This is a genomic window from Amycolatopsis sp. NPDC057786, from assembly GCF_042797905.1.
Classification (GTDB): Bacteria; Actinomycetota; Actinomycetes; order Mycobacteriales; family Pseudonocardiaceae; genus Amycolatopsis.
The window spans coordinates 1-25,101 of the sequence record NZ_JBHVKW010000031.1; the positions used below are offsets into that span (position 1 = coordinate 1).

22 protein-coding genes are annotated in these 25,101 nt (G+C 68.8%); 4 read left to right on the plus strand and 18 right to left on the minus strand.

All coding sequences use genetic code 11. From position 1 onward, the window contains the following. Positions 1 to 46 precede the first annotated feature (46 nt). The 5 genes from ACFVM3_RS18165 to ACFVM3_RS18185 form a co-directional block, all read right to left on the minus strand. Positions 47 to 670: a hypothetical protein gene (locus ACFVM3_RS18165; protein ID WP_378439973.1), complete on the minus strand. Its 624-nt coding sequence runs from the start codon at positions 668 to 670 to the stop codon at positions 47 to 49. 142 nt (positions 671 to 812) lie between these two features. After that, the gene (locus ACFVM3_RS18170; RefSeq protein WP_378439975.1) at positions 813 to 1,358 is read right to left on the minus strand and encodes a hypothetical protein; all 546 of its coding nucleotides are present in this window, start codon (positions 1,356 to 1,358) and stop codon (positions 813 to 815) included. 100 nt (positions 1,359 to 1,458) lie between these two features. Next, positions 1,459 to 2,115 (minus strand): response regulator, encoded by a 657-nt coding sequence (locus tag ACFVM3_RS18175; protein ID WP_378439977.1) that lies wholly within the window; start codon positions 2,113 to 2,115, stop codon positions 1,459 to 1,461. Next, positions 2,094 to 3,164 carry a histidine kinase gene (locus ACFVM3_RS18180; RefSeq protein WP_378439979.1) on the minus strand — a complete coding sequence of 357 codons (1,071 nt, stop codon included), beginning with the start codon at positions 3,162 to 3,164 and terminating at the stop codon, positions 2,094 to 2,096. Before ACFVM3_RS18180 ends, ACFVM3_RS18175 begins: the two co-directional genes overlap by 22 nt. Next, on the minus strand, positions 3,157 to 4,260 hold the full coding sequence (locus ACFVM3_RS18185) for a sensor histidine kinase (RefSeq protein ID WP_378439980.1): 1,104 nt from the start codon (positions 4,258 to 4,260) through the stop codon (positions 3,157 to 3,159). Before ACFVM3_RS18185 ends, ACFVM3_RS18180 begins: the two co-directional genes overlap by 8 nt. Positions 4,261 to 4,522: 262 nt before the next feature. Here ACFVM3_RS18185 and ACFVM3_RS18190 point away from each other — a divergent pair, with 262 nt between their 5' ends. Continuing rightward, complete coding sequence (locus ACFVM3_RS18190; RefSeq protein WP_378439982.1) at positions 4,523 to 6,091, plus strand: choice-of-anchor A family protein; 1,569 nt, start codon at positions 4,523 to 4,525, stop codon at positions 6,089 to 6,091. Positions 6,092 to 6,372: 281 nt separating this feature from the next. Here the strand turns inward: ACFVM3_RS18190 and ACFVM3_RS18195 are convergent, their stop codons facing one another. The 4 genes from ACFVM3_RS18195 to ACFVM3_RS18210 form a co-directional block, all read right to left on the minus strand. Beyond that, positions 6,373 to 7,266 carry a DUF2268 domain-containing protein gene (locus ACFVM3_RS18195; RefSeq protein WP_378439984.1) on the minus strand — a complete coding sequence of 298 codons (894 nt, stop codon included), beginning with the start codon at positions 7,264 to 7,266 and terminating at the stop codon, positions 6,373 to 6,375. Between the two features lie 50 nt (positions 7,267 to 7,316). Then, on the minus strand, positions 7,317 to 8,702 hold the full coding sequence (locus tag ACFVM3_RS18200; RefSeq protein WP_378439986.1) for an alpha/beta fold hydrolase: 1,386 nt from the start codon (positions 8,700 to 8,702) through the stop codon (positions 7,317 to 7,319). A 349-nt stretch (positions 8,703 to 9,051) separates the two neighbouring features. After that, a complete protein-coding gene (locus tag ACFVM3_RS18205; protein WP_378439988.1) occupies positions 9,052 to 9,723 on the minus strand; it encodes a GntR family transcriptional regulator in 672 nt (223 codons plus the stop codon). Beyond that, positions 9,720 to 11,153 carry an aldehyde dehydrogenase family protein gene (locus tag ACFVM3_RS18210; RefSeq protein ID WP_378439989.1) on the minus strand — a complete coding sequence of 478 codons (1,434 nt, stop codon included), beginning with the start codon at positions 11,151 to 11,153 and terminating at the stop codon, positions 9,720 to 9,722. The genes ACFVM3_RS18205 and ACFVM3_RS18210 overlap by 4 nt, the downstream gene beginning before the upstream one ends. 138 nt (positions 11,154 to 11,291) lie before the next feature. Here ACFVM3_RS18210 and ACFVM3_RS18215 point away from each other — a divergent pair, with 138 nt between their 5' ends. After that, on the plus strand, positions 11,292 to 12,737 hold the full coding sequence (locus tag ACFVM3_RS18215) for a GMC family oxidoreductase (RefSeq protein ID WP_378439991.1): 1,446 nt from the start codon (positions 11,292 to 11,294) through the stop codon (positions 12,735 to 12,737). On the opposite strand, the gene ACFVM3_RS18220 is transcribed toward ACFVM3_RS18215, so the two are convergent. The 3 genes from ACFVM3_RS18220 to ACFVM3_RS18230 are packed head-to-tail and all read right to left on the minus strand — an operon-like array spanning position 12,721 to position 15,713. Continuing rightward, entirely contained in the window at positions 12,721 to 13,644 is a 924-nt protein-coding gene (locus tag ACFVM3_RS18220; RefSeq protein ID WP_378439993.1) for an alpha/beta hydrolase, read from the minus strand. The genes ACFVM3_RS18215 and ACFVM3_RS18220 overlap by 17 nt on opposite strands. Beyond that, positions 13,641 to 14,600, minus strand: a complete 960-nt coding sequence (locus tag ACFVM3_RS18225; protein ID WP_378439995.1) for an aldo/keto reductase — start codon at positions 14,598 to 14,600, stop codon at positions 13,641 to 13,643. The genes ACFVM3_RS18220 and ACFVM3_RS18225 overlap by 4 nt, the downstream gene beginning before the upstream one ends. Positions 14,601 to 14,609: 9 nt before the next feature. After that, positions 14,610 to 15,713, minus strand: a complete 1,104-nt coding sequence (locus ACFVM3_RS18230; protein WP_378439997.1) for a zinc-binding dehydrogenase — start codon at positions 15,711 to 15,713, stop codon at positions 14,610 to 14,612. A gap of 101 nt (positions 15,714 to 15,814) precedes the next feature. Between ACFVM3_RS18230 and ACFVM3_RS18235 the strand changes: the two genes are divergently transcribed. Next, on the plus strand, positions 15,815 to 17,143 hold the full coding sequence (locus tag ACFVM3_RS18235; protein WP_378439998.1) for an amidohydrolase: 1,329 nt from the start codon (positions 15,815 to 15,817) through the stop codon (positions 17,141 to 17,143). Here ACFVM3_RS18235 and ACFVM3_RS18240 read toward each other — a convergent pair. Next, the gene (locus tag ACFVM3_RS18240) at positions 17,060 to 17,776 is read right to left on the minus strand and encodes an SDR family NAD(P)-dependent oxidoreductase (RefSeq protein ID WP_378440092.1); all 717 of its coding nucleotides are present in this window, start codon (positions 17,774 to 17,776) and stop codon (positions 17,060 to 17,062) included. The genes ACFVM3_RS18235 and ACFVM3_RS18240 overlap by 84 nt on opposite strands. Positions 17,777 to 17,845: 69 nt before the next feature. On the opposite strand from ACFVM3_RS18240, the gene ACFVM3_RS18245 reads away from it, so the two are divergent. Continuing rightward, on the plus strand, positions 17,846 to 18,787 hold the full coding sequence (locus ACFVM3_RS18245; RefSeq protein WP_378440000.1) for an aldo/keto reductase: 942 nt from the start codon (positions 17,846 to 17,848) through the stop codon (positions 18,785 to 18,787). A 267-nt stretch (positions 18,788 to 19,054) separates the two neighbouring features. Here the strand turns inward: ACFVM3_RS18245 and ACFVM3_RS18250 are convergent, their stop codons facing one another. From ACFVM3_RS18250 to ACFVM3_RS18270, 5 genes are read right to left on the minus strand one after another with little or no spacing between them, the layout of a single operon-like run. Next, on the minus strand, positions 19,055 to 19,753 hold the full coding sequence (locus ACFVM3_RS18250) for an alpha/beta fold hydrolase (RefSeq protein WP_378440094.1): 699 nt from the start codon (positions 19,751 to 19,753) through the stop codon (positions 19,055 to 19,057). Positions 19,754 to 19,783: 30 nt separating this feature from the next. Continuing rightward, a complete protein-coding gene (locus ACFVM3_RS18255) occupies positions 19,784 to 20,704 on the minus strand; it encodes an ABC transporter permease (RefSeq protein WP_378440002.1) in 921 nt (306 codons plus the stop codon). Next, positions 20,701 to 21,645 carry an ABC transporter permease gene (locus tag ACFVM3_RS18260; RefSeq protein WP_378440004.1) on the minus strand — a complete coding sequence of 315 codons (945 nt, stop codon included), beginning with the start codon at positions 21,643 to 21,645 and terminating at the stop codon, positions 20,701 to 20,703. Before ACFVM3_RS18260 ends, ACFVM3_RS18255 begins: the two co-directional genes overlap by 4 nt. Continuing rightward, the gene (locus tag ACFVM3_RS18265) at positions 21,642 to 23,222 is read right to left on the minus strand and encodes an ABC transporter substrate-binding protein (protein ID WP_378440006.1); all 1,581 of its coding nucleotides are present in this window, start codon (positions 23,220 to 23,222) and stop codon (positions 21,642 to 21,644) included. Before ACFVM3_RS18265 ends, ACFVM3_RS18260 begins: the two co-directional genes overlap by 4 nt. Next, a complete protein-coding gene (locus ACFVM3_RS18270; RefSeq protein ID WP_378440007.1) occupies positions 23,219 to 24,961 on the minus strand; it encodes a dipeptide ABC transporter ATP-binding protein in 1,743 nt (580 codons plus the stop codon). The genes ACFVM3_RS18265 and ACFVM3_RS18270 overlap by 4 nt, the downstream gene beginning before the upstream one ends. Positions 24,962 to 25,101 lie beyond the last annotated feature (140 nt).

The window sequence follows — 25,101 nt, forward strand, 5'->3', positions numbered from 1 at the left end:
TCCCTCGGCTCAGCCGAGGGAAGGGGGCCTTCACGCGCACTGAGGGCTACTTCTTCCAGACGATCGGGTCGTCCTTGTATCCGTCACCGTCGTTGAACTCCGCACCGCCGACCTCGCCGCCGTCCCTGATGGCCTGGAGCTCACAGGTCTCGTAGGTCGCGCCGGCGGTCTTGAAGTCCTTCTTCGCCGACTCGGACTGGCAGTTCGTGGTCTCGCCGGTGATGATCACGCCGGTGCTCTTGTTGTCCGGGCCGACCGCGCGCATGCGCACCGTGCTGTTGCTGAGGTCGGTGCCGCCGACGTTCTCCACGGTCATCCGGATGTACACCGGCGTCATGCCCTTGGCCTTCTCGCCGTAAGAGGCGAGGTCTTCCTTCGGGCCGAGCTCGATCGCCTTGACGGTGATCGCGATGGTGCCGGTCTTGTCCTTGCCGTACTTGAACGGGACGACGGCGCGCTCGCCGACCTTCAAGGCAGTGCCGGGGGCGGTGGCGTCCGCGTTCGAGACCGGGACCGTGCCGCTGGTGGCGGGCGAGGACGCAGCGGCCGACGTCGGCGCCGGCGACGGGGCGGGAGCGGGACTGCCCCCCTCCTTCTCGCCGCCGCAGGCGGAAAGCAGCAGCGCGGCGGCGCAGCCGGTGGCGGACAGGGCGATGCGGTCGAACTTCATGGATCTCCTCGGACTCCCCGCCGAATCCTGCTCCGGCGTTCTCGCCACGCACCGTAGTCGATGAGGGAGCAAGTGAGTGTGGGCCATTCGCACCACGAATGGTTACGAATCGATTACGCTGTTCGGCCCAATGGGGAGCGGTTCACTTCTTCCAGGTGATCGGGTCGTCCTTGTAACCGTCTCCGTCACCGAACGACACGCCGCCGACCTCGTCACCGTCCTTGACGCCTTCGGTGTCGCAGGTCTCGTAGGTCGAGCCCGGCGTGGTGAACGTCGCCGGCGCGGTTTCTCCCTTACAGGCCGCGGTGCCACTGGCCATGATCACCTTGGTGCCCTTGCCGTTCGCGTCGACCGCGCGCACCGACACCGAAGTGTCGGCGAGGTCGGTGCCGCCGATGTTCTCCACCGTCATCCGGACGTAGACCGGGAGCGATCCCTCACCCTTGTCCTTGAACTTGGCGAGATCCTCCTTGGGGCCGATCTCGACCGACTTGACGGTGATCGCGATCGTGCCCGACTTGCCCGCGTCGCTGAACGGGACGACGGCGCGCTCGCCGACCTTGAGCTCGCTGCCGGGAGCCATGGTGCCGTCGGCTCGGACGGTCTTCCCGCCCTCCTCGCCACAGGCGGAAAGCAGCAGCGCGGCGGCGCAGCCGGTGGCGATCAAGGCGGTACGGGCGGGCTTCATGGTTCTCCTCGGACTGCCGCCGAGTCGGTACCGGCGTGCTCGTCACGCACCGTAGCCGCCACCGGGGGCGGCGACTGTGGCTCGTTCGCACCACACCCGATCACAAATCGCTTACACCGATCAGCCCGTCTTGGATCGCCCGGGCGACGAGCGCCGCCTTCGTCGGGGCCTCCCTGCCGATCTGGGCGTACTTGACTCTGATCCGCTCGAGATGCGAGTTGACCGTGTTCGGCGAGATCCCCAGCCGGTGCGCGACGAAATCCTTCGACTCGGACTGGAACCACTCGATGAGGACTTCGGTCTCCCGCGCGGAAAGGGCGGGACGCCGTTCCGAGCGGTCACCGGCCATCGCACCCGCCAGCGACGGCGGCGTGTACGACCGGTCGGCCGCCGCCGCCCGCACGGCTTCGACGATGTGTTCCGCGCCTTCGGACTTGGTGAGATAGCTGAGCGCGCCGAGTTCGAGACACTGCAAGACCGTCTCGTCGTCGGCCCGCATCGAGTAGACGACGACCCGGCGGCCCGCCTCGGTGAGCCGTCGCAGGTCGCCCATCGCCGGGGTGGTGCTGTTCAGGTGCAGGTCGAGGATGACGACGTCGGCCTGTGCGCCCTCGCCGATCCACGCGGCCCGCACGTCTTCACCCTCGGCCACGACGGTGACCGGCGGGGTGCCGCAGGACAGCCAGTGCACGACCCCGGCCCGTACGGCCGGATGATCGTCGACGACCACCGCGGTCAGTTCGGTCGCGAACGCCATTTCGCCTCCATCCACGATCGTTCTCCCAGTGCGTGCCATTCGACGTCGACGGAGCCCGATCCGTTCGCCGTCGGCCCGGGTTCACCGTCCGTGATCGCGGCGACGCGGATCTCGTCGTCCGCGCGCAGGACGCTGACCCTGGCCTGCGTCCGGGCGGCGGCCAGCGCGGTCATCAGCGGACCGGTCAGTTCGCGGCGCACCGAAGTCGGGACGGGCGCCGCCTCCCCGCTGACCGCCAGTGTCACGGTCAAGCCTCGCCGCTCGGCGAGATCGACGCAGGCCGAGACCTCGTGGAGCAGCGGGTCGGGGACGTCGTCGTTCTCCGCGAACAGCCGCCGCAGTTGCGTGGCGGCGAGCGCGCAACGCTGCCGGACCGCGTCGTCACGCGGGTCCAGCGTGCGGTCGGCCAGACCGGCCAGCAGCGGCAGGGTGGCGCCGAGCTGTCCGGCGAACCGGCTCCGCTGGTCGGCCTCCCGTTCCTCCGCGAGCGCTTTGCGGTGGGCCTGCCGGTCGCGTTCCGCCGAAGCCTCCGCGGCTTCGCCCGCCCGCCGGTTGACGACCGTGATCAGCGCCAGTGTCGCGGCCTGGAAGGCGAGCACGCTGAGCCCGGCGATCATGACGCTGCCGATCTCGCCGCGATCGGTGGGCGCGGCGCCGACCTGCCGGACGAAGGTGAGCGTCATCTGGAGGACGAGCGCGGCCATCGCGACCGCGGGCCGGTCCAGCAGCAGCACCAGCAGATGCCAGCCCGCGAGGCCGGACGCCCAGTCCTCGTCGCCGAGGTGCTGGTCCGGGGGCAGAGCCCAGCTGGCGACCGCGGACGCCGCGAGGACCACGATCGCCCCCGCGAGCGCGACCGGCCAGGGGACCGGCTTCCAGCGCAGCACCCACCACGCCGCGAGGGCGAGCACGACGGCGAGCGTGGCGAACGCGATCCGGCCGGGGGCGCCGTCCAGCCGGGTCAGGCTGAGCCCGAGCTGGATCGCCGCCGTCGCGAGCAATACCGCGATCCGGCAGCCGCCGAGCACCCGGTCCGCGGTCTCATTCATGCGGCCACACCAGTTCCACCGTGGTCCCCGCACCGGGCGCGGAGGTCACCTCGGCCCGGCCGCCCGCCGCGGCCATGCGTTCGACGAGCGAGCCTCGGACACCTCGCCGCTGGGCCGGGGTCTTCGCCGGGTCGAAACCGCGGCCTTCGTCCCGGACGGTCACGCGAACGCCGTCTTCCACCGTCAGGCTGGCCTCGCCGACACCGGCGTGACGGTCGACGTTCACCAGCGCCTCGCGCACGGCACGGACCATCGCGAGCGCCGCCGACGCCGGGATCGGCGCGACCGGGGACCAGTGCGCCTGGACCTTCACCGGGCTTTGCGCGAGCACGCCGCGCAACGAGGTCTCCAGGTCGACGACGCTGCCGGGCCCGGATTCGCCGGTGAGGATCGCGAGATCGCGGCGGGCGTATCCGGCGACCTCGGACGGCTCCGTCGTTTCGCCGCGCTGGGCGACCGTGAGAAAGGTGGCCGCTGCCGTGTCGTGCAGGACGGCCAGGTACTCGCGTTCCTGCAGCCGTCGTTGCACGGCAAGGGATTCCTCCCTGGTCAGCCGGGCCTGGCGCTCGCGGAGATCGTCGATCCGGCGCGTCGTCCGCGACAGCAGATGGAAGGCGATCCTGGCGAGAGTGGCTTCGATCAGCACTCGCACCACCACCCACAAACCGTCCTCGAGGCCGAGAGGCGCCACCTCGATCGCCAGCAGGCAGGCGATGGCGGGCACGGTGACCTTCGGCGGCCATTCCCATTGAAGGGTGATGGCGGTGATGGTGAGGACATTGAGCGCCCACTGGTTCAGCTCGGCCGCTTCGGGCGCGGTCAGGACCTGGGTGCCGCAGATCGCCGCCGCGCGCACCAGCGTCAGCGCGAACGCCATCGGCCTGCCCCGGCCCGTCTTCCCCACGAGGTGCTCGGCAACCGCGGTGACCAGGGCCAGCGCGAGCAGTCCGAAGGCGAGCGGGAGCGCCCCGGACGGTGTGGCGAGTACCCCGAAAACACTGATCACCAGCAGCCCGGCGCCCCTGGCCGGACCGGCGAACCGGCCGACCACCCGCGAGAACTCCGCTTCGACGGAGGTCGCACGATCGGACGGCACGGCAGCAGTCAAGCAGATGCCTCGAGCGCGCGCAGGTCCAGTACCCGCCAGGTCAGGGATCCACCACAGTCCACAGGCGAGCCCGCGCTGTGGTGGACCTCCCTTGTCGGGCAGGTTGCGGGATTTCGCATTCCACCTGGAATTCACTTGTCCGGACAACGCTGGACAACCGAAAATGAGATGGGTTACCCGCCTCGCCCGGTCGGGGGTATTTCCGCATTCCGATTGTGTTCGCACGGTCGATGGGCACAAGAATCGCCGCATGCGTGCAAGGCGATTCGCCTCTCTTTCCGCCGGTGCCGCCGCCGCGGTGTGCGTCGCGGCGCTCGTGGTCACCGACGGCGCGGTCGCCGCCCCGTTACCGGGCGGTCTGGGACCCTGCGTCGGACCGGCCTGTCCCGATGTGTACCCACCGGTGAACAACAAGGATTACGCTGGCCGGGACAACGGCATCAATGTCTATGTCGGCGGCGAATTCCAGGTACGGGAAGCCGCCGCGGAAGCCGAAGGGCGGGTCGTCGTCCTCGGTGATTTCGATATGGCCAAACGAGCGGGCGTGTCCTCCGTCTACAACGTCGGGATCGCCGGTGTCGGATCGCGTGTCCCGCCACCGGACGGCGCGGATTTCCTCACCACCGGCGGGAACGTCGGTGTCGCGGCGGGCCAGCGGCTGCTCGCCGACGGCGGCGTCGTCCGGCACGCGGGAACCGTCACCGGGACGGTGACCGGCAAACTCGAACAGGACCCCGACGCGGCGAAACCCTATCTGAGCCTGCGTGAGGAACTTCGGGTCGCGAGCAAGTGCTACGCGCGGGAAGGCGCCACGCCGCGTCCGGCCACCGGCACGGCGGTCAACCAGGGATACCGCACCTTGTTCACCGGGGACGGGAAATCCGCGCTGCAGGTGTTCACCGTGGACTTCGACCTGACCGGCCCCACCGGCGGCATGCAGGGGATCGAGTTCGAAGGTATCCCGGCGGGGGCGACGATCCTGGTCAACATGATGGGGACCGCCCGGACGATCAACACCTACACCGGCGACCCCGACGACCGGGATCCGCTGAACAAGCTGCGCGAGCGGCTGCTGTGGAACTTCCCGGACGCCACCGGAGTGAAGATCGCCGGAGGCGCCCAGTTCCAGGGGAGTGTGCTGATCGGTGAGCCGGGGAGCACCGCGACCGTCACCGCCTCCGGGATGAACGGCCGGTTCTTCACCACGGGCTCGCTGGTGCACACCTCCGAGGCGACCGGCGGTGGAGGGCAGGAATTCCACGCCTACCCGTTCAACGGCGACCTGCCCGAATGCGGCAGCACGCCGACCACGACGCCCAGCACCTCCACGTCTTCGTCTTCTTCGTCGAGCAGTTCGCCGACGAACAGCAGCTCGACCACCACGACCAGCAGCTCGACACCGACCAGCTCGACACCGACGAGCGCTACGTCGACCATTCCGACTTCGGCCACTTCCACGTCGACGGCGCCCACCTCGGCCACGTCGTCGAGCCCGACAAGCACCAGTTCGACGTCGACCAGTTCTTCCAGCAGTGCGACCTCGTCGAGCAGCAGCGCCACGCCGTCGTCGAGCTCGGGCAGCACCGCACCGACCACCACCAGCAGGACTTCGACCACGAGCCCTGCGCCCGGGATCACGGTGACCACCACGCCTGGGCAGCCCGGCGCGCCCGCTCCGGGCGGCGGGCCGTCCGACAGCGGGCCGCTGGCCTCGACCGGCAGTGAGGTCCGTGGCCTGCTGGTCGCCGGCCTGTTCCTGCTGTTCGCCGGTGGCGCGCTGGTGGCGCTCACGATCCGGTCGAGGCGCCGCGAGTCCTAGCCGCTGCCCGGCAAGTCCTGTTCGCGGTCTTCACACCCAGGTGTCGCGAAAGTCGCTTTCGGGACATCAGGCGTCGCGAAAGTGGCTTTCGCGACACGCTCCGGCCGCACGACCACTTGCGGGACGTCACCGCCGACCCCCACTGTCCACAAAGGCTTCCTTCGCGGGGGGCTGAGTGATTTCACGAAGGGATCGTGAGTGGTAAGGAGCGTCCTTACCGCTCACGATCCCACATCCAGTCGGCGAACGGCATCCTTTGTGGACACTTGGGAGACGCGGACTCATCGGACAGTGCCCTGGCCGAGGGCGGTGTCGATGACGTCGCGGCGGTCCGCCAGCAGGGCCTCCGCGGCGGTCCGGCCCGTCGCGGCCAGATACGCGTCGACGAGCCGGTTGCCGACCGCGTAGCCGGCGCCGGTCGGCAGGCCGACAGGTGTGGCGCCGTACCGGGCGGCGGTCTCGTCGCCGTGCACCCACGCCGTGAAGTTCTGCATGCCGGTGATCTCCAGTCCGGAGACGACCTTCGCGAACACGGCGTCGTCGCGCAGATGCGGCACACCGATGCGGGCGTAGCCGAGCTCGTCGCCGTAAAGCTGGCGGGCGAACGCGTCGGCCAGGCCCTCGGAGACGATCTGCTCGCCGACGGTGACCGTCGCCGGGTCCCAGATCACCCCGCCGGGGCTGTAGCGCAGGTTGTGGTTCAGCTCGTGGACCGCCGTGGCTTCGAGCCGCGCCAGATTCTCCGGATACGGCCAGAAGTTGAGGTAGATGTAGCCGGACACGCTGCCGTTCGCCGTCATCCCCAGACTCGGGCCCAGGAAATGCTCGTCGCCGGGATCACCCAGCACGGTGAGGACGGTGATGTCCGGGACCGTCAGGCCGGGTGTCGCGGCGAGCTGTGTTGTGACGGCGTCGTCGAGCGCGCGCTGGATCCGGTTCCATGCGTCCGCTTCGTGGAGTGCTTCGAGCGCCTCCAGGCAGCGTTCCTCGTCGCGGTCGAGCGGGAACCCGGCGCCCATCGCGTGCATCGCGACGAGGTCCACCTCGCCGGGGAAGTAGCGGTACATCCCGGCGGCGGGTTCGACCATCGCCTTGAGCATCGCGGCGCGGTCCGCCCGCGGCGCGCGCAGGATCGCTCGCATCGCGGGGTAGGTGTCGAGAACGGTGATAGTCATGGGAGCGACGGTAAAGGCTCCAGTGGGTGGAGACTCAAGCTTGCGACGGCTCACCTGGCGAGGAACTCGGCCACCGCTTTCCGTCCGGCCCCGCCCGGCTCCCGGTTCTGAATGGAATGCGCCGCGCCTTCGACGATCACGACCTCGCCCCGCGGCGCGGCCTTCGCCTCCGCGTACGCCCACTCCATCGGTGTCGACAGGTCGTGGTCGCCGTTGAGCAGCAACACCGGGACGTCCGGCAGTTTCCCGCCGGGGTTCGAACTCGGCGGGACGACCGGCCACGGCAGGCACGTCCGGATGAACCCGACCCCGGTCGCCACGGCCGGGCTGAACGGCCACGTGTCCCGCGCGGTCAGACGCTTCTCGGCCGGCTTCAGCAGCGGCTCGCGGACGAAGCCCGGCGTTCCGGCGTCACCCCAAGGGAAACGCATGTCCGCACACAGTGTCGCCGCGTGCAGGCCCGAGCTGAACGACGTGAGCGGGTCGCCGCCGGACGCGAGATTCCGCAGCAGCGAATCGAGTTTCGTGGTGTTTCCGCCGCGAGCGGTCCGCAACGCGGTGATCAGATCTGCTCCCAAAGCCGACGGGTCCCGGTAGGTGGGGTCGACGAACTCGTAGGTGACGATCATGTCGAACAAAGCGACCCCGGCCGCCGTGTCCCGGTTCCGGACCAGCCACGCGAGGTCCTCCGCCGGATCGGAGCCACAGACCGGCGGCTTCGCGCAGGCGTCACGCAGCACACGCGCGGTCGCCTTCATCGCCTGGAGGTACAACGACTGGTCGGCCGTCGCATGGTGGGGGAGCACCGAATCGAGGATCAGTTTCGAGACGTTGCCAGGATGCGCGATGGCGTACCGCGCCGCCGTGAACGAACCGTAGGAAACCCCGTCCACCACCATCTTCGGCACGCCCAGTGCCCGGCGGAGCAGATCGAGGTCGGCGACCGTCGCGTCGCTGCCGTAGAACCCGGCCTTGTCACCGAGAACGGCGGCACAGCGCGTGACCGCTTCGCGGGTCGGCGGTTCGATGTCGGAGCTGCCGACCTGGGCCTGCAGCTCCGGGCAGTCGATGGCGTTCGCGCCGGTGCCCCGTTGGTCGATCATCACCAGCCGGTGGTCGGCGAACACCTCCGGCATCCGGTCGAAGAGCTTGGTGCTGAACGGGACTCCGGGCTGCCCCGGTCCGCCGGTAAGGAAGAGCAGCACCCCCTTGGCCGCGTTCGCGTTGTTCGCGGTGGCGACCTGGAGTTTGAGCTTGCCCGGTGTCCGGCCGCGATGGTCGAGCGGCACGGTCAACGTCGAACAGGTGAACCGCGCGTCGTGCGCGCAGGCGCGCGGGTCGTCCAGCCGTGGTCCCGCGGTCGAAGCGGCGGCCGGTCCGGCGAGCCCGGCCGTACACGCCAGGATCGCGGCAAGAGCGAGCGTCTTCGATCGCATGGACCGATTCTGACCAGGCAGGCCGGGCGCCGCGCGGGGTTTCGCCGAAGTTGGTCCGGTCGGCGGATCCTGGATGTCCGGCAGCCGTCGGCTCCTAGCGTCTTACGACACCCGCCAGTGGCCCAGCGGACTTCGACGCGCGGCTCACCGAGGAGGAGTTCCATGACGGTGCGAAAGCCACTTTCGCAACGTCCGGCGGGACACTCCACCCACCAGGACCCCTGCGGTACACGAAGAGGCGCAGGTACCGAATGGGCCACGTCTCGTGACCGATCGGACGACGCGAAAACGCCACCCGTGCACCCGCAGGAGGTACCTAGGCAACCTGGGCGCAACGGCCGCCAACTTGCTAAGGATGCCGCCAGGCCAGGAACGTCTCCAAAGTGGTCAACCGGTGCTCCCGCACGGCCAGTTCGATCTCCCCGGCAGGCGCGTTCCGATCGAACAGGTCGAGGATCTTCCGGTGCTCCTGCACGGATTCGTGCGCGCGGCCGGGGACAAAACTGAACGTCGACGTGCGGAGCCCGGCCAGCCGGTTCCAGCCGCGGTTGACCAGATCGAGTACCTGGGGATTGGGGCAGGTACCGAAGAGGACGCGGTGGAAGTCGCGGTTCAGCGCGGTGAACCGCGACGGCTCGAAGTTGTCCAGGCAGGCGGTCAGTTCCGCGTTGAGTGCCTTGGCCTCCTCGAGCGCCTCGCCGGGCAGGGACGGCGCCGCCAGCGCGGCGGCGTAACCCTCGATCAGCGCGAGCGTCTGCATGGTGTGCTGGTAGTCGCTCTCGTCCGCCATCGCGACCTGCGCGCCGATGTTGTGCTCGTAGGTCACCAGCCCCTCGGCTTCCAGCCGCCGGACCGCCTCGCGCACGGGCACGGTGCTGACCCCGAGTTCCTGGGCGATCTGCCCGAACACGAGGCGGTAGCCGGGGGAGAAGGTGCCGTCGTCGATCCTCGCCTTGATCCAGTGGTAGGCGATCTGCGATTTGCTCATCGCGGTCGAGTTGACCGCGTCGCCCGTGGTCACGAGTAGTGCAGCCAGACGGATTTGGTCTCGGTGTACGCGTCGATCGCCCACGGCCCCATCTCCCGGCCCCAGCCGGAAGCCTTGTAGCCGCCCCAAGGCGCGGCCATGTCGGGGATCGGCGGCATGTTGACGAACACCGCGCCCGCCCGGATGCCGTTGGCGAACCGCTGTGCGACACCCAGATCGCGAGTCCACACGGTGGCCGCGAGCCCGTATTCGGTGTCGTTCGCCCGTGCGAGCAGTTCGTCCGGATCGTCGTAGGCGGTGACGGCGAGGACGGGGCCGAAGATCTCCTCACGCATGATCGTCATGTCGTCGGCGACACCGGCGAACAAGGTGGGGGAGTAGAAGTAGCCGTCGCGGTCGACGGGTTTGCCGCCGGTGATCAGTTCCGCGCCCTGCTCGTTCCCGGTCGAGACGAGGAAGTCCACGTGTTCGCGGTGCTTCGCGGACACGAGGGGGCCGAGCTGGGTGGTTTCGTCCAGCCCCGGCCCGATCTTGAGGCCTTCGAGCCCGGCGGCCAGCTTCGCGACGAACTCCTCTTCGCGTTTGCGGTCCACGAAGAACCGGGTGTACGCGGCGCAGACCTGCCCGCTGTTCAACGTCGCGCCGGCGAGGTTGCCGGCGACGGCGGCATCGATGTCCGCGTCGTCGGCGATGATGCTGGGTGCCTTGCCGCCGAGTTCGAGGGTGAGGCGCTTGAGGTTCGACTCCGCGCTCGCCGCCGTGATCAGTTTCCCGACCGCGGTGGACCCGGTGTAGGACAGATGGTCGACGTCGGCGTGCCTGCTCAGGAGCGCGCCGACGGCACCGTCGCCGGTGACCAGGTTGACCACCCCCGGCGGGAACCCGGCCTCGTGCACCAGCTCCACCAGCCGGATGCTGGTCAGCGGGGTGACCTCACTGGGCTTGATCACCACGGTGTTGCCGGTGGCCAGTGCGGGCGCGAGCTTCCAAACGAGGATCATCAGCGGGAAGTTCCACGGCGTGATCAGCGCGTTCACCCCGACCGGCTCGCGGCGGGTGTAGTGCAGCGTGTCCGGGAAGGACACCGGGTTGGTGGTGCCCTGGATCTTGGTCACCCAGCCCGCGAAGTACCGGAGGTGCTCCGCCGCGCCGGTGACGCTGACCTGGCGCGAGACGCCGATCGGCTGGCCCTGGTCGCGCGTCTCGAGCGCGGCAAGCTCCTCGTGGCGCTCGTCGACCAGCGACGCCAGCTTGAACAGCAGCGCCGCGCGCTGGACCGGCAGCAGACCCGCCCATGCGGGGTCGTTCAGTGCCTTCCGTGCGGCACCGACGGCGGCGTCGACGTCGGCGGCCGACGCGGTGCCGACCTCCTCGATCACCTGGCCGGTGGCCGGATCGTACGTCGGCAGCGACCCGCCTCCCGCGGCGGTCCACTGTCCGTCGATGAACAGGCGTGTGGCCATGGCTAGCTCCTCCTCGACCGGTGTGTGATCGAGTATCGGGCGCCACGAGGGCCCCGGTCTTGCCCGCCAGGGCACGCCGATTGTCGGCCAGCGAACCGAATCCGCCGGACGTCGTCGCGCCTTGCGAGGGTGGGGGACATGGACGTCATCGTGGTGGGAGCGGGTTCGGCCGGTTCGGTGGTCGCCAGGAGACTGGCCGATTCCGGGGTGTGGGTCACCCTGCTCGAAGCGGGCGGGCCGGACACCAACCCGGCCATTCACGACCCTTCGCGGGCCGGCGAGCTGTGGCACGGCCCGGAGGACTGGGACTACTACACCGTGCCGCAGCCGCACGCGGCGAACCGGCGGCTGCACCTGCCGCGCGGCAAGGTGCTCGGCGGGTCGCATTCGCTCAACGCGATGATCTGGGTGCGTGGCGCCCCGGCCGACTACGACGGCTGGGACCTGCCCGGCTGGCGGTGGGACGACGTCCGTCCGGTGTACGAGCGGATCGAAAAGGACCTGCTCGACGTCGTGCCGAACGAACCGCTGCACCCGATCCAGCAGTCCATTGTGGACGCTGCCGTGCAGATCGGCCTGCCGTTCAATCCGGACTACAACGGCGACGAGCTCGACGGCGTGTCGGTGCAGCGTGTGACCACGCGCGACGGAAAACGGCTCAACACCTGGCTCGCTTACGGGCAACCCGTTGCCGAGCGGATGACCGTCCACACGGGAGCGCTTGTGCACCGATTGCTCTTCGAGGGCGACAAGGTGACCGGTGTACTGGCCGAGATCGACGGCGAACTGCGCAAGGTCTTCGCCGACGAGGTCGTGCTCGCCGCCGGCGCGCTGGCGTCCCCGGCGATCCTGCTGCGCAGTGGGGTCGGCCCGGTCGACGAGCTGGAGGTGCACGGTATCGACGTCGTCGCGGAGCTGCCGGGCGTCGGGAAGAACCTGCACGACCATCTGCTGTCGCCGGTCATCTTCGCGACCGATCGCCGTCAGGTGGACCCGCCCGCGCCCGGCCGCTCGGTCACGCAGACCCATCTGTTCTGGCGCAGCCGCCCAGGCCTGGCGGTGCCCGACACGCAGCCGATCCACTTCAGTGTCCCGATGTACGAGTCGTGGATGACCGGCCCGGAGACCGGGTTCTCGCTGATGGCGGGCATGGTCACGCCGCGCAGCCGGGGCAGTCTTCGGCTTTCGGGGCCGAGTCCGCTCGACGAACCGCTGATCGACCTCGCCGCGCTGGAGGATCCGGCCGATTTCGAAAGCCTGGTCGCGTCGGTGGAACAGTGCCGGGAGATCGGGCGGGCGTCCGCCCTGGCCGAGGACTGGGGTGCCCGCGAGCTGTATCCGGGTCCGGACATCGACGTCCGCGAGTATGTCCGGCGGACCGCGATCACCTACCACCACCAGGTCGGGACCTGCCGGATGGGCACGGACGCCGACTCCGTGGTGGACCCGGAGCTCGCCGTGCACGGGATCAGCGGGCTCCGGATCGCCGACGCGTCGGTGCTGCCGCGCGTGACCACGGGCAACACCAACGCGCCGGCGGTGCTGGTCGGCGAGCAGGCCGCCCGGTTCATGCTCGGCCGATAGTGCGGCGCAGCCAGGAGGCCCGGGCGGCGAGCGCGGCCCTGGTCACCTCGCTGTCCGGGGCGATCCGGTCGAAGCCGTGGTACGCGCCCGCCCAGACGTGCAGTTCGGTGGGCACGCCCGCCTGCCAGAGGCGCCGCGCGTACTCGACGTCCTCGTCGCGGAAGATCTCGGCCGCGCCGACCTCGATGAAGGCGGGCGGGAGCCCGGCGAGGTCGTCCGCGGTCGCCGGAACGGCGTACGGTGAGGTCTGTCCATTCAGGAGCGATCGCCACCCGAACTCGTTGGCCGCCCTGTCCCATACTCCGTGTTCGGCGAATTCCACTGTGGACCCGGAGTCGTTGCGGCTGTCGATCATCGGGCACAGCAGGAGCTGACCGGCCAGCGCGGGTCCACCGCGATCTCTGGCAAGCAAGGCGATACCCGCGCTGAGCCCGCCTCCGGCGCTGCCACCGCCCACGATCAGCCGTCCGGGGTCGAAGCCGAGTTCGTCCGCGTGCTCGGCCATCCACGTCAAGCCCGTGTAGCAGTCTTCGATCGGCACCGGATGCGGATGTTCGGGGGCGAGCCGGTAGTCCACGGTCACCGCGACGAAGCCGAATTCCTCGACGAGGGCGACCATTCTAGGCAGGTCGGCGAACCGGTCGTCCAGCACCATCCCGCCGCCGTGGATGTTGTAGAAACCCGGCGCGTCCTCGGCGTCCCTCGGCTTGACGACCGTGACGACCACGTCGGTACCCGGCACCTGCCGGTCTTCCCAGACGAGATCCCGGTCGCCGATCGCCTCGGCGCAACTCAGGTTCCCGTCGGCCATCGCCCGCCGGATCTCCGCCAGCGAATCGGCACCCAATGGTGGTCCGGCAGGCAGTCCGCTCAGGGCTTCGGCGAGTTCGGGGTCGAAGGCCGTCACGGTCCCTCCGGATCGACGACGCCCCGGTCCGCCCAGTACGGCTCGACGAGTTCGCGGAGCTGTCGCGCGCCCACGCGCTCGACGAGATCGACGGCGCCCAGGTTGTCCTTGAGCTGCTGGGTGCTCGTCGCACCGAAGAGGGTGGTCGTGTTGGCCGGATGAGTGAGAGTGAACGCGAGACACAGCTGCGCCGGTGTCGCGGCCAGTCCGGCCGCGATCTTCGCCAATTCCGGGGCAGCGGCGGCAATGCGCTCGCGGATGTCGCCGGGATCGCGGCCGACCTGGCGCGCACCGCTGTTCTTGCCCAGCAGGATCCCGCCCTCGAAGATGTCCGAAGACTGCAGCGTGACCCCGAGTTCGCCGAAGACCTTCTTGAAGGGTTCACCGTCCGGAATGGACCGTCGCGCGACGCTGTACTTCAGCTGCGCGATCGCGGGACCGGGCACGTTCTCGGCAGCGGCGAAATCGTGCAGGGCCTGGATCGTGGCGGCGGACCAGTTGTTGACGCCCCACTGCCGGATGAGCCCGGCCTCGCGCAGTTCGTCCAGATCCAGCACCAGCTGGTGCAGATCGGTGTCGTCGCGCCGGAGATCGCCCAGTACCACCAGGTCGGCGTGCTCGACGCCCGCGCGGAAAAGCGCGTTGTCCAGCTGGTCGCGCAGGTTGTGCTCCGGATAGCCATCCAGCCAGAGCTTGGCCGAGAACAGGTAGTCCTCCCGGCGGAGCCCGGCCGCGCGGACCATCGCGGAGAACAGCACGTCGGTGAAGACCGGTGCGGCGCCGGGGAAACCGTAGACGCCGACGTCGAAGAGCGTGATGCCGGAATCGACCGCGGTGCGGACGAGGTCCACCGCCTCGCGGAAGTCCATCCGGTCATAGGTGTGCCAGGAGCCGAGCGAGAGCACGCCGGTGAGCGGGCCGTCGCGGCCGATCCTGCGCTGGGGGACTACGGTCATGAGGGTCTCCTAGGGGAGGCGGGGATCGATGACGGCTTTGAGTTCGCCGAGCCGCGACATCGACTCGACGCTCTGGGACGCTTGGGAAAGACCCACAGGCGCGCTGAAAAACTCGTCCCACGGCAGCCGATCGGCGAACGTGCGGAAGAATTCCACCGAGCGGTGGTAGTCGGCGATGTCGCCGTTGAGCGAGCCGACGACCGTGAGTTCCTTGCCCATCACCGTGCCCAGCGCCACGGGGGAGGGCGCGGGGCCGGTGGAGCCGACGATCGCGATCGTCCCGCGCTGGGCGGCGAAGGCGACGGCCTCTTCACCGATCGTCGGCCCGCCGGCGAAGTCGAAGACGTGGTCGGCGCCCCGGCCGCCGGTGAGTTCCTTGACCCGCTCGATACGGTCTTCGACGCTGCCGTCGACCGGGATCGTCGCTGTGGCCCCGAAACGTTCGGCGATCTTCAGGCGGTCGGCGGGCCCGCCGATGGTGATCACGTCTCCCGCGCCGGAGATCCGCGCGACCGCGGTGGCGAACACGCCCAGCGCGCCCGCGCCCTGGACCACGACGGTCGCCCCTGGACGAATACCGCCCGAACGCGACACCGCCCGCAGTACGGTTTTGCCCGCGCAGCCCGACATCGATGCCCAAGTGTCCTTGACGTCGTCGGGGAGAAGAAGCTTTGCCGCACCAGGAGTCACGTAGCAGTACCGCACGAGTCCGCCGGTGGCGTACGGGAAGACATCGGAACGCTGGAGGAAACCGTATCCGCGCTTCTCGCAGGCGACCGGCTCGCGCAGGATCGTGCAGCCGTAACACTTTCCGCAGGTCGACTCGGACCAGCCGATGCGGTCGCCCTGGGCGATCTCGCGGCCGAGCGTGTCGGTGGTACCCGCTCCGACGGCCACCACCTCGCCGACCATTTCGTGGCCCAGCACCATCGGGAGCATGCCGGGGAAGGTCATCTGGCCGGACCAGAGGTGCACATCGGTGCCGCACAGGGTGGTGCAGGTGATCCGGACCAGCGCGGCGCCCGGTTCCGGCTCCTCGGGCAGCGGTAGTTCCCGCAACGTGAGCGCGGAGCCGTGTTCGGTGAGCACCGCCGCTTCGGTTCTGTTGGCCATCTTTTTAGTCTACAGTCGTAGGAGAAAAAGTCCAGATCCTGGAGGAAACCATGCCGTCGCACCGTATTCGCCCCGCTTCACTCGTGGTTCGCGGCGGCCCTGTGCTTACTTTCGACCCGGCGGACACCGTCGTGCGGGCGATGGCCGTCCGTGGCGATCGGATCGTCGCCCTCGGCGATGTCGCGCTGGACCACATCGGCCCGGAGACCGAGGTGATCGACCTGGCGGGCAGAGCCGTTCTCCCCGGTATCAACGATTCACACCTCCACGCGACCTGGCTTGGTGCCCGCTGGCCGGACACGCTCATCGGTGGTGCCGGATTCGCCGGGGGAGAAGAGAAAACGGTGCGCACCGCGGCCGAGCGGCGGGCCGCCATCCTGCGTGCGGGTGACCTGTGCGCGTCACTGGGCATCACGAGCTACACCGAACCCGGTCTGGGGCCTGGCGAGACCGGGTGTTTCGGCGCCGAGGTGCTGGCGGAGTACGCCGCGCTGGCGGAGGACGGGATGCTTCGCGCGAGGGTCACCGCGTTGCGGCTCTTCGGTCTGCTCGACGGTGCCAGTTCGCTGGCGGACTTCGAGCGTGGGCTGTCGTCACCGTCGCCGGTCGCGGATCCGTTGTGGCTCACCGTGCCCGGCGTGAAGATCTTCGCCGATGGCATTCCGCCGATGCGCTCCGCGTGGACGCACCACTGCTATGCCGACGGTTCGCACGGGGCGCTGCTCGTCGACGGCGACGACGATCCGGACCGTGCGGGTAATCTGGCCGCGATGATCCGTCTCGCCCACGACGCCGGGATGACTGTGGCCGTACACGCCACGGGGGATCGCAGCATCGAGGCCGCGCTCGGCTCGCTTCGCCGTGGCGACCACCTGGTGCACGGCGACCTGGTGACGGCGGATCAGCTCGCGCGCATGGCTTCGGCGGGCGTCGGCCTGACCACGCAGCCCGCGATCGCGGTCGCGATGCGGGGAATGCTGACGGACGCGCTCGGTGCCGAGGTCGGTGCTCGTGCCTGGCCGCTGGCGGAAATGCTGACGTCGGGTATGCCACTGACCTTGAGCAGCGACGCACCGGTGGTGACCCCTGATTGGCGGGTGCACATCGCGGCGGCCGCCCAGATGCTGGAAGTGTCCGAAGTGGACCCGACAGTGATGGCTCGGCTGCTGCGCTGCTACACGGTCGCGGCCGCGGAGCAGGACGGTGCGGCGGAGTGGAAGGGTTCGCTGACCGTGGGCCGCGTCGCGGACTTCTGTGTGCTGGCGGCGAATCCGCTCGAGGTCGGGTTCACGGACCTGCCGGACGTCGGTGTCGAACTCACCGTGTCCGGCGGCCGCGTCGTGTACTCAGGTGAGCAGCTGCCCGCCGTCGACCTGGAGGCTCACCCCGGTGAGATGGCCGGCGTCGGCGGAGGCGAGGAACAGGACTGACGGCACCACGTCGGCGACGGAAGCGATGGTTCCCAGGGGAATCCTCGCTTCCCACGCCGCACGGGCAGCGGCGTCCGAGGCGAAACCGGCGGTCATCGGAGTGAGCACCGGGCCGGGCGCCACGGCGTTGACGCGGATGCCGTGCGGTGCCAATTCGAGCGCGGCCGATCGCGTGAGAGCCTCGACGGCGGCCTTGGTGGCCTCGTAGTGGCCGAGCCCCGGGGTCGGCTGCCGGGCGCCGATGGAGGTGATGTTCACGATGGCGCCCCGGGTGCCCGCTTCCAGCATGTGCGCGCCGACCGCGCGCGTCATCAGGAAGGTGCCGCGGAAGTTCACCCGCATGCACAGGTCGAAGACGCCGATGTCCAAGCCCACCAACGGTCCGCCGCCCCCGGCGAGCCCCGCGTTGTTGACGAGGACCTCCACCGGGCCGAACCGATCGGCGACCAGCGCGAGCGCCGCGTCGACCGATCCGGGGTCGGAGATGTCGAGTTCGACATGCTCCGCGCCGAGTTCGCCGGCCAGGTCGTGCGCCGCGCGGACGTCGACGTCGGCGATGACCACGCGGTCACCCGCGGACTGGAACGCTTCGGCGACCCCGCGGCCGATGCCGCTGGCGCCGCCGGTCACCATGACAAGTCTCTTGTTCATTCTATGATCGTAGACTAAAACTTGTTTCCGTTGCCAGCGAAAGGAAATCTCGTGGACGAGAAGCAGAACGGGCTGGGCTTCGCCACTTCGGCGCTGAGCCTGGGATCCTGGAACACCTGGGACCGCATGGACTTCGGCGACGCGGTGCGTCTGCTCCGGTACGCGATCGACTCCGGGATCACGCTCTTCGACGTGGCTCACTACAACATGGGGCCGCATTCCGAACAGTCGCGCACGGACCTCCTCTTCGGCGAGGCCGTCCGCGCGGCCGGGATCAAGCGCGACGAGTACCAGCTGTGCGGGAAACTCTGGCTCTGGGACTACCCGGACACCGGTTTCGCCGAGCAGCTCGCGACCTCGTTCGACCGCGTCGGCGTCGACCGCGCGGAAGCCGTCGTGGTCGGCGACTACTTCGAGCGTCCGGACGTCCCGCGGATCGTCACCGAGGTGGCCGAACAGATCCGGCTCGGCCGGTTCGACGTCTGGGGAGTGAACAACTGGCAGGCCGCCGACCTCGACCTCGCGCTGGACTTCGCCGCGCGCGAAGGTCTTCCGGCTCCACGTTTCGCTCAGCTGAAATACAGCGTCGTTCGCCGTTCGATGGCGGAAGGCCGCTTCTACGGCGCGCATTTCGAGGCGGGGCGGTTGACGTTGCAGGCGTCCGACGTGTTCGAGGGTGGCGTGCTGCTCGGAAAGACTCCGTCGCGGGAGATCGGCGCGGACCCGGGTGGTATCCGGGAGTCGATCCGCGCCGTCGCCACACGCGTCGCCGCTGCTGCCGGGGACTTCGGCGTGAGTCCATCGCAGTTGGCACTCGCGTTCTGCCTCGCGTACGGGCCGGTGGCGAACGTGCTGTTCGGCGTGAGCCGTCTTGCGCAACTGGAGGACAACTTGGGCGCTGTCGCGTTGGCGGCTTCCCAGGGGGCGGAGGTCCGGGCGGCTCTGGATGACCTGTGGCTGGACCGGGAAGTGGCTGCGGACGGGACCTTCTGAACGCCTTTCGCGACTGCGATGAAGGACGCTTTCATAGCGAAATTTGCTATGAAAGCGTCCTTCATCGCAGCAGTGAGAGCACCGGACCCGCATCTGGGTGGTATGAGCCGGGCGAGAGCGCCATGAAAGGTCCTTTCCTTGCAAAATTTGCAAGGAAAGGACCTTTCATGGCATCGGTCGTGTCTTGGGAAGCGTTGCGAAAGTGGCTTTCGCAACGCCTGCGGACCCGCCTGTCGCCGTCCGGAGGTCATGAAAGCCGAAGAGACCTCAGCCCAGGAATTCCAGCACGGCCGCCTTGAACTCCGGACTCCTCAGCGCCCCACCATGGTCCCCTGGCACCCGCACCAGGGAGGACCCCGGCACCAGCTCCACCAACGTCTCGATCCCCTGACTTACCGGATCCTCCACCCCCGCAACGAATCGAGTCGGCACGGAGACCGCACCGGCCACCGGCGCGAAAGGCTCCGCCCGCAGGTCTTCGATGCACCGCGCGAGCGCGGCCGGATTCCGCCCCGGCGCGGTGATCATCTGCGCGATCATCCCCGTCAGCGGATCCGACGGTGCCTTACCGCCACCGGCGAAAGTCAGCGCGGCCGCGACGTCGACGGTGCCGAACGGCTCGAAGGGGCTCACGCCGGCGAGCACGAGCCGCCGGACAGGGGCCTGAGCGGGCAGGTCCCAGGCCAGCCGCGCGCCCAGCGAGTAACCGACAACGTCCACTTCGGACAGACCCGAGACCAGTCGGGTCAGTTCCGAAGTGATCGCGGCGGCACCCAGTGATCCCGAGGGGGCCGGGCTGGAGCCGTGCGCGGGAAGATCGGGGACGAGCACCTCGCGGCCCGCGGCGGTGAGCGCCGCCGGCCACCCGGTGGTGATCCAGTCGGTGTGCCCGTCGGAGGCGAATCCGTGCACCAGCAGTACAGGCGGTCCCGAGACGGTTTCGGGAGCGAAGTGGCGCACGGCCAGGGAAGTAGTGGCAGACAACGGGATCCTCTCTCAGCTGGCGGAAGGGCGGCGGGTGCGCAGGCGCTGCATTTCGCTCAACGTCCGCGCGCGGGCGTCGACGGCGATCCGCAGCGACGAGCCGATGAGGTTCAGCAGGAACACGCACACCATGATCGTCACGCCGGGCGCGATCACCAGCCAGGGCGCCTGCACCAGGTACGACCGCCCTTCGGCGATCATGTTGCCCCAGGTCGGGGTCGGGGGAGCGATACCGAGACCGAGGAAACTCATCGCCCCGTCCACGAGCATCGCCGCCGCGGACAGGATCACCACCTGCACCAGCGCGAGCGGCAGCACGTTCGGGAACACGTGCACGACGAGGATCTTCCACCGGCTCATGCCCGAGACCCGGGCGGCGCCGATGTAGGCGCGTCCGGCGATGCCGAGCACCCGGCTGCGGATGACCCGGGCGGTGAACGGCGTGAAGATCACGGTCAGCGCGATCAGCTCGGTCCAGATGCTCGCGCCGAGCGAGATCGCCAGCGCCATCGCGAGGATGATCGCCGGGAACGACATCCAGGCGTCCATCACCCGCATCAGCACCGCGTCCGCGGCACGGAAGAACCCGCTGATCAGCCCGATGACCAGGCCGGTGAAGGCCGCGCACAGGGTGATCAGGGCGGACAGCCCGAGCGACGCGCGGCCGCCGGAGACCAGCCGGGCGAGCACGTCCCGGCCGAACGAGTCCGTGCCGAGCGGATGCGCGGCCGACGGCGGCAGCAGCCGGTTCACCGGGTCGGTCGCGCTGACACTCGGCAGGAAGAACGGCAGCACGATCACGGTCAGCACGATCACCGCCAGCATCGCGGTGGTGATCACCAGCATCCGGTTCCGCCGGAACATCCTGGCCGCCCGGCCCGCCGGACGGGGTTCGCGCACCGGCGACGTCTTTTCCACGAGAGCCACGCTCACGAGACACGCACCTTCGGGTCGAGCAGCGCGTACGAGAGGTCCACCAGCAGGTTGACCAGCACGAACAGCACCGCGACGAACAACGTCACACCCTGGATCAGCGGGAAGTCGCGAGTGGACACCGCGCCCATCAGCAGATGGCCCAGCCCCGGCACGACGAAGATGGACTCGATGATCACGATTCCGCCGACGAGCATGGCGAAATTGCTGCCCAGCTGAGTGATCAGCGGCATGAGCGCGTTCGGCAGGACATGTTTGGTCATGACCTGGCGCTCCGACAGACCTTTCACCCGCGCGGTGCGCAGATAGGCCAGCGGAAGCTCACCGAGCAGGCTTTCACGCAGGGTGAGCACGAACAACGCGGTCTGCCCGATGACCAGCACGGTCAGCGGCAGCACCAGTGCGGGCACCGCCGTCGCCGGGTCGGTGAACAGGTTCTCGTAGCCGCTGGACGGGAACCAGCGCAGCGTCACCGAGAACACGAGCACGAGCATCAGCGAGATCCAGAAGTCCGGCATCGCCATCCCGAGCGCGGAGAGCCGGTCCAGCGCCCGCGCCATCGGGTTGCGCGGCGACACCGCCTGCCACGAGGTGATCGCGACCGAGAGGAAGAAGCTGATCACCGTCGAGAGCACGGCCAGCGTCAGCGTCGGCAGGATGTGGTCGGCGACCACGCCGAGCACCGGCGCGTGATAGGTGATCGACGTACCGAAGTCGCCGTGCAGTACGTTCCCGGCCCAGCTGAAGTACTGCTCCCAGAGCGTCCCGTTCAGTCCCATGCTCTCCCGCAACGCGTCCACATCGGACGGACGCGCGGTCGGGCCGAGGATCGCCTGCGCGGGGTCGCCGGGGATCAGGCGGATGACGAAGAACATCATCGTCCCGACGATCACCAGGATGATCACCAGATCGCGCAGCCTCCGCAGCAACAGACCGGTCATGACGCCAGCCAGGTGTTCCAGAAGACGCGGTAGAAGTCGCCGTAGCCCTTGAGCTTGGGGGAGTAGGCCGCGTACAGCTTCGACTGGCTCAGCGTGATCACCGACAAGTGCTTCCAGGTGAACGCCTGAAGCTTGTCCACCACCGCCTTCGCCTGCTCGGGTGTCGTCGAGGCGTTGAACTCGGCCATGAGCGCGTCCAGTTCGGGCGACGACGAACCGTTCAGCGTGCCCAGAGTGAGCGCGGGCATCTGCGCGGGCGAGGTCAGCGCCGAGTCGAAGAACAGCGTGGTGATGTCCCAGCCGCCCGGTTCCTTGGTCAGCGTGCCGAGCATGGTGGCGAAATCGAAGGTGTCGATCTTGGTGTTGATGCCGATCTTCGACAGGCTGTCCTGGATCAGCACCGCCCACTTGCCGAACTCCGGATACGAGTTCGTGGTGACGATCCGGATCGTGGCGCCGGCGATGATCCCGACCTCGGCCAGCAGCCGCTTGGCCTTCTCCGGATCGTGCGCCTTGTAGACCTCTTCGCCCGCGGTCGAATAGAACTGCTTGTTGTCCGGCGAGGCGAAGGCGCCGGTCTCGAGGGTGAGGTCCTTGCTGCCGCCGGTGGCCGCGTTGATCGCGGGCTTGTCCAACAGCAGGTTCAGTGCCTCGCGAGCGCGGGGGTCGGCGAACTTCGAACCGGTGTTGAAGTTCGGGATCACCACGTTGTCGTTGCCGCCCGGCAGGTTGTGCACGACCACGGCCGGGTTGTTACGCAGCGGCTCGTACTGGTCGTTCGTGGGCATGATGTGGTCCCATTGGCCGGTCTGAAGGCCGTTGATCAGCGCGTCCTGGTCGGAGACCACCTTGTAGGTCACGGTGTCCAGGTATGCGTGCTTGGCGCCCGCCTGCCCGCCCCAGTCCTCTTCGGACCGGGACTTGTAGCCGGAGTGGCGCTCCAGCACCAGTTCGCGGCCGATGTCCCAGCTCTTGAGCTTGTACGGCCCGGTCCCGATCGCCTTGTCCTGGGCGAACCCGGTCGGCGCGACGCCGGCGAGGTTCTTCGCCTCGTAGATCTCCGTGCCCGCGCCGGCGAGTTCGTTGATGAGCGGGTAGCGCGGCTTCTTGAGCTTGATGGTCACCGTCGCCGGATCGGTCGGCGTGATCGTTTCGATGTCCGGTGTGACCAGCTGACCGGTGCGGTGCACCTGCTGCCACCGCTTCAGGCTCGCCACGACGTCCTCGGACGTCAGCGGGTTGCCGTCGTGGAACGTGACGCCCTGGCGGAGCTTGAAGGTGTACGTGAGCCGGTCCGGGCTGGTGGTGTAGTCCTCGACCAGCATGGGCCGGGCGGTGAAGCCCTTGTCCACCTCGAACAGCTTCTCGTACATCATGTTGCCGATATGCGCGGTCACCTGGCCGGGGTTGGCGACCATGTCGAGCGACTGCGGATCGGTGGGCACGGCGACCTTCAGGTTGCCGCCCCGGACCGGCGGCCCGTCGGCGGCCCCACCGCCTGCCTGCCCTCCCATGCACGAGCTGATCAGCAGGACGGTCGCCAGGCCGAGCGCGGCCTTGGTCAGGGTTCGTCTCATGGGTTCCGCACTCCAATTTCGGGGTTCGCCGCGAGGAGACGGCGGGTGTACTCGTGCCGGGCGCGGAGCCGGATCTCGTCCGGTTCGCCGATTTCGATCAGCCGACCGCGGTACATCACGCCGACCCGGTCGGCGACGGAGAGCACCAGGCTGAGGTTGTGCGTGATGAACAGGAAGCTGAGCGCGCGGGTGCGCCGCAGTTCCAGCAGCAGGTTCATCACCTGCCCCTGCACCGAGACGTCGAGCGCGGAGGTGGGCTCGTCGGCGACGATGAGGTCGGGTTCGGCGGCGATCGCGCGGGCGATCGAGACGCGCTGCCGCTGACCACCGGAGAGCTGTGAGGGCAGCTTCTTCGCGGTGTCGGAGGGGAGGCCGACCTCGTCGATCAGTTCGGTGACGCGGCGGTCGAGTTCGGCGCCGCGGAGGCCGGTGAGCTCCCGCAGTGGCTCGGCGATGATCCTGGCGGCGGTGTGCCGGGGATCGAGCGAGCTCTGCGGGTCCTGGAAGATGAGCTGCGCGCGGCGGCGGAACGCGCGCTCGTCGCCGTCGAGCCCGGATGCGGTGCACCGGTGATCACCGAAGGCGATGGTGCCCGACGTCGGCGGCTCCAGCGCGCTCACCAGGCGGCCGAGGGTGGTCTTGCCCGAACCGGATTCCCCGACCAGGCCGAAGAACTCGCCGGGCGCGATCTCCAGCGAGACGTCCTTGACCGCGTGCACCTCCGGCTCGCGGCTGAGGGAGAACCTGCCGCGTCGTCCGTACACTTTGGACACGGAATCGATGACGAGCGCGGTGCCCTCGCCGATGTCTCCGGTCTTCGCGCGGCTCAGCGACCTGGTTTCGGTCGCGACCGCCGACTCGCCGTTCATCGCGGCTTCGAGCAGTGCCTCGGAGATGGTGGGGAAGCCGTCGCGCCTGCTGATCCCGAGTTGCGGAACGCAGTCGAGCAACGCCTTGGTGTAGGGATGCTTCGGGGAATACAGAATGTCCTCTGTGGACCCCAGCTCGACCAGTTCGCCGCGGTACATCACCGCGATCCGGTCCGCCACCTGCGCGGCCACGCCCATGTCGTGCGTGATGAAGACGCACGCCGTGCCGTGGTCGCGGCGGACCCGGTCGAACAGGGTGAGGATCTCCGCCTGCGTGGTCACGTCCAGAGCCGTGGTCGGCTCGTCGGCGATCAGCAGACTCGGATCGGCCATCAGCGCCAGCGCGATCATCACGCGTTGCTGCATCCCACCCGACATTTGGTGCGGGTAAAGGGAAAGCACGCGGTCGGTGTCGGTGAGGCCGACCTCCTTCAGCAGGCCGCGAGCTTTCGCCTCGGCCTCGCGATGCAACGGCGTGCCCTTGCGCGCGGCCTGGCGTGGCAGGGAACCGGGCTTCCGGTAGGCCTCGATCAGCTGTTTCCCGACGCGCTGACTCGGGTTGAGTGAATCCAAGGCCTCCTGGAAGATCATGCCGATCCGCGGGCCGCGGTACGCGCGCATCTCGTCGGCGGAAAGCCGCGTGACGTCCACGCCGTCGACGGCGATCCCGCCGCGCGTGAACACCGGCGCGACGAATTCCAGCAACCGGATGATCGACAAGGCCGTCACCGTTTTACCGCTGCCGGATTCGCCGACCACGCAGAGTGTCCGGCCTTGGTCGAGGTCGAACGAAAGTTCGCGCACCAGTTCGCGTTCGGTTTCGTCGGCGATGACGCCGACGGTGAGTTCTCGTAATTCGAGCAGGGTCATGAATCCCCTTTCCCGAGCCCGCCCGAAGCGGACCGCACTGCCGGGGAACGGGCCTCCGGCGGGGGTGGTTCTACGCATGTTGACACTGGGCGAGTGCGCTGTCAATGGGTATATTCTACGAATGTAGGAAGTTGATATCC

Excerpts from the sequence above, each read along its gene's own strand:
- ACFVM3_RS18170 (WP_378439975.1), bottom strand. The coding sequence starts at position 1,358 with ATGAAGCCCGCCCGTACCGCCTTGATCGCCACCGGCTGCGCCGCCGCG.
- ACFVM3_RS18190 (WP_378439982.1), top strand. The coding sequence starts at position 4,523 with ATGCGTGCAAGGCGATTCGCCTCTCTTTCCGCCGGTGCCGCCGCCGCG.
- ACFVM3_RS18180 (WP_378439979.1), bottom strand. The coding sequence starts at position 3,164 with ATGAATGAGACCGCGGACCGGGTGCTCGGCGGCTGCCGGATCGCGGTA.
- ACFVM3_RS18195 (WP_378439984.1), bottom strand. The coding sequence starts at position 7,266 with ATGACTATCACCGTTCTCGACACCTACCCCGCGATGCGAGCGATCCTG.
- ACFVM3_RS18175 (WP_378439977.1), bottom strand. The coding sequence starts at position 2,115 with ATGGCGTTCGCGACCGAACTGACCGCGGTGGTCGTCGACGATCATCCG.
- ACFVM3_RS18215 (WP_378439991.1), top strand. The coding sequence starts at position 11,292 with ATGGACGTCATCGTGGTGGGAGCGGGTTCGGCCGGTTCGGTGGTCGCC.
- ACFVM3_RS18260 (WP_378440004.1), bottom strand. The coding sequence starts at position 21,645 with ATGACCGGTCTGTTGCTGCGGAGGCTGCGCGATCTGGTGATCATCCTG.
- ACFVM3_RS18270 (WP_378440007.1), bottom strand. The coding sequence starts at position 24,961 with ATGACCCTGCTCGAATTACGAGAACTCACCGTCGGCGTCATCGCCGAC.
- ACFVM3_RS18210 (WP_378439989.1), bottom strand. The coding sequence starts at position 11,153 with ATGGCCACACGCCTGTTCATCGACGGACAGTGGACCGCCGCGGGAGGC.
- ACFVM3_RS18265 (WP_378440006.1), bottom strand. The coding sequence starts at position 23,222 with ATGAGACGAACCCTGACCAAGGCCGCGCTCGGCCTGGCGACCGTCCTG.
- ACFVM3_RS18225 (WP_378439995.1), bottom strand. The coding sequence starts at position 14,600 with ATGACCGTAGTCCCCCAGCGCAGGATCGGCCGCGACGGCCCGCTCACC.
- ACFVM3_RS18165 (WP_378439973.1), bottom strand. The coding sequence starts at position 670 with ATGAAGTTCGACCGCATCGCCCTGTCCGCCACCGGCTGCGCCGCCGCG.
- ACFVM3_RS18200 (WP_378439986.1), bottom strand. The coding sequence starts at position 8,702 with ATGCGATCGAAGACGCTCGCTCTTGCCGCGATCCTGGCGTGTACGGCC.
- ACFVM3_RS18230 (WP_378439997.1), bottom strand. The coding sequence starts at position 15,713 with ATGGCCAACAGAACCGAAGCGGCGGTGCTCACCGAACACGGCTCCGCG.
- ACFVM3_RS18240 (WP_378440092.1), bottom strand. The coding sequence starts at position 17,776 with ATGGTGACCGGCGGCGCCAGCGGCATCGGCCGCGGGGTCGCCGAAGCG.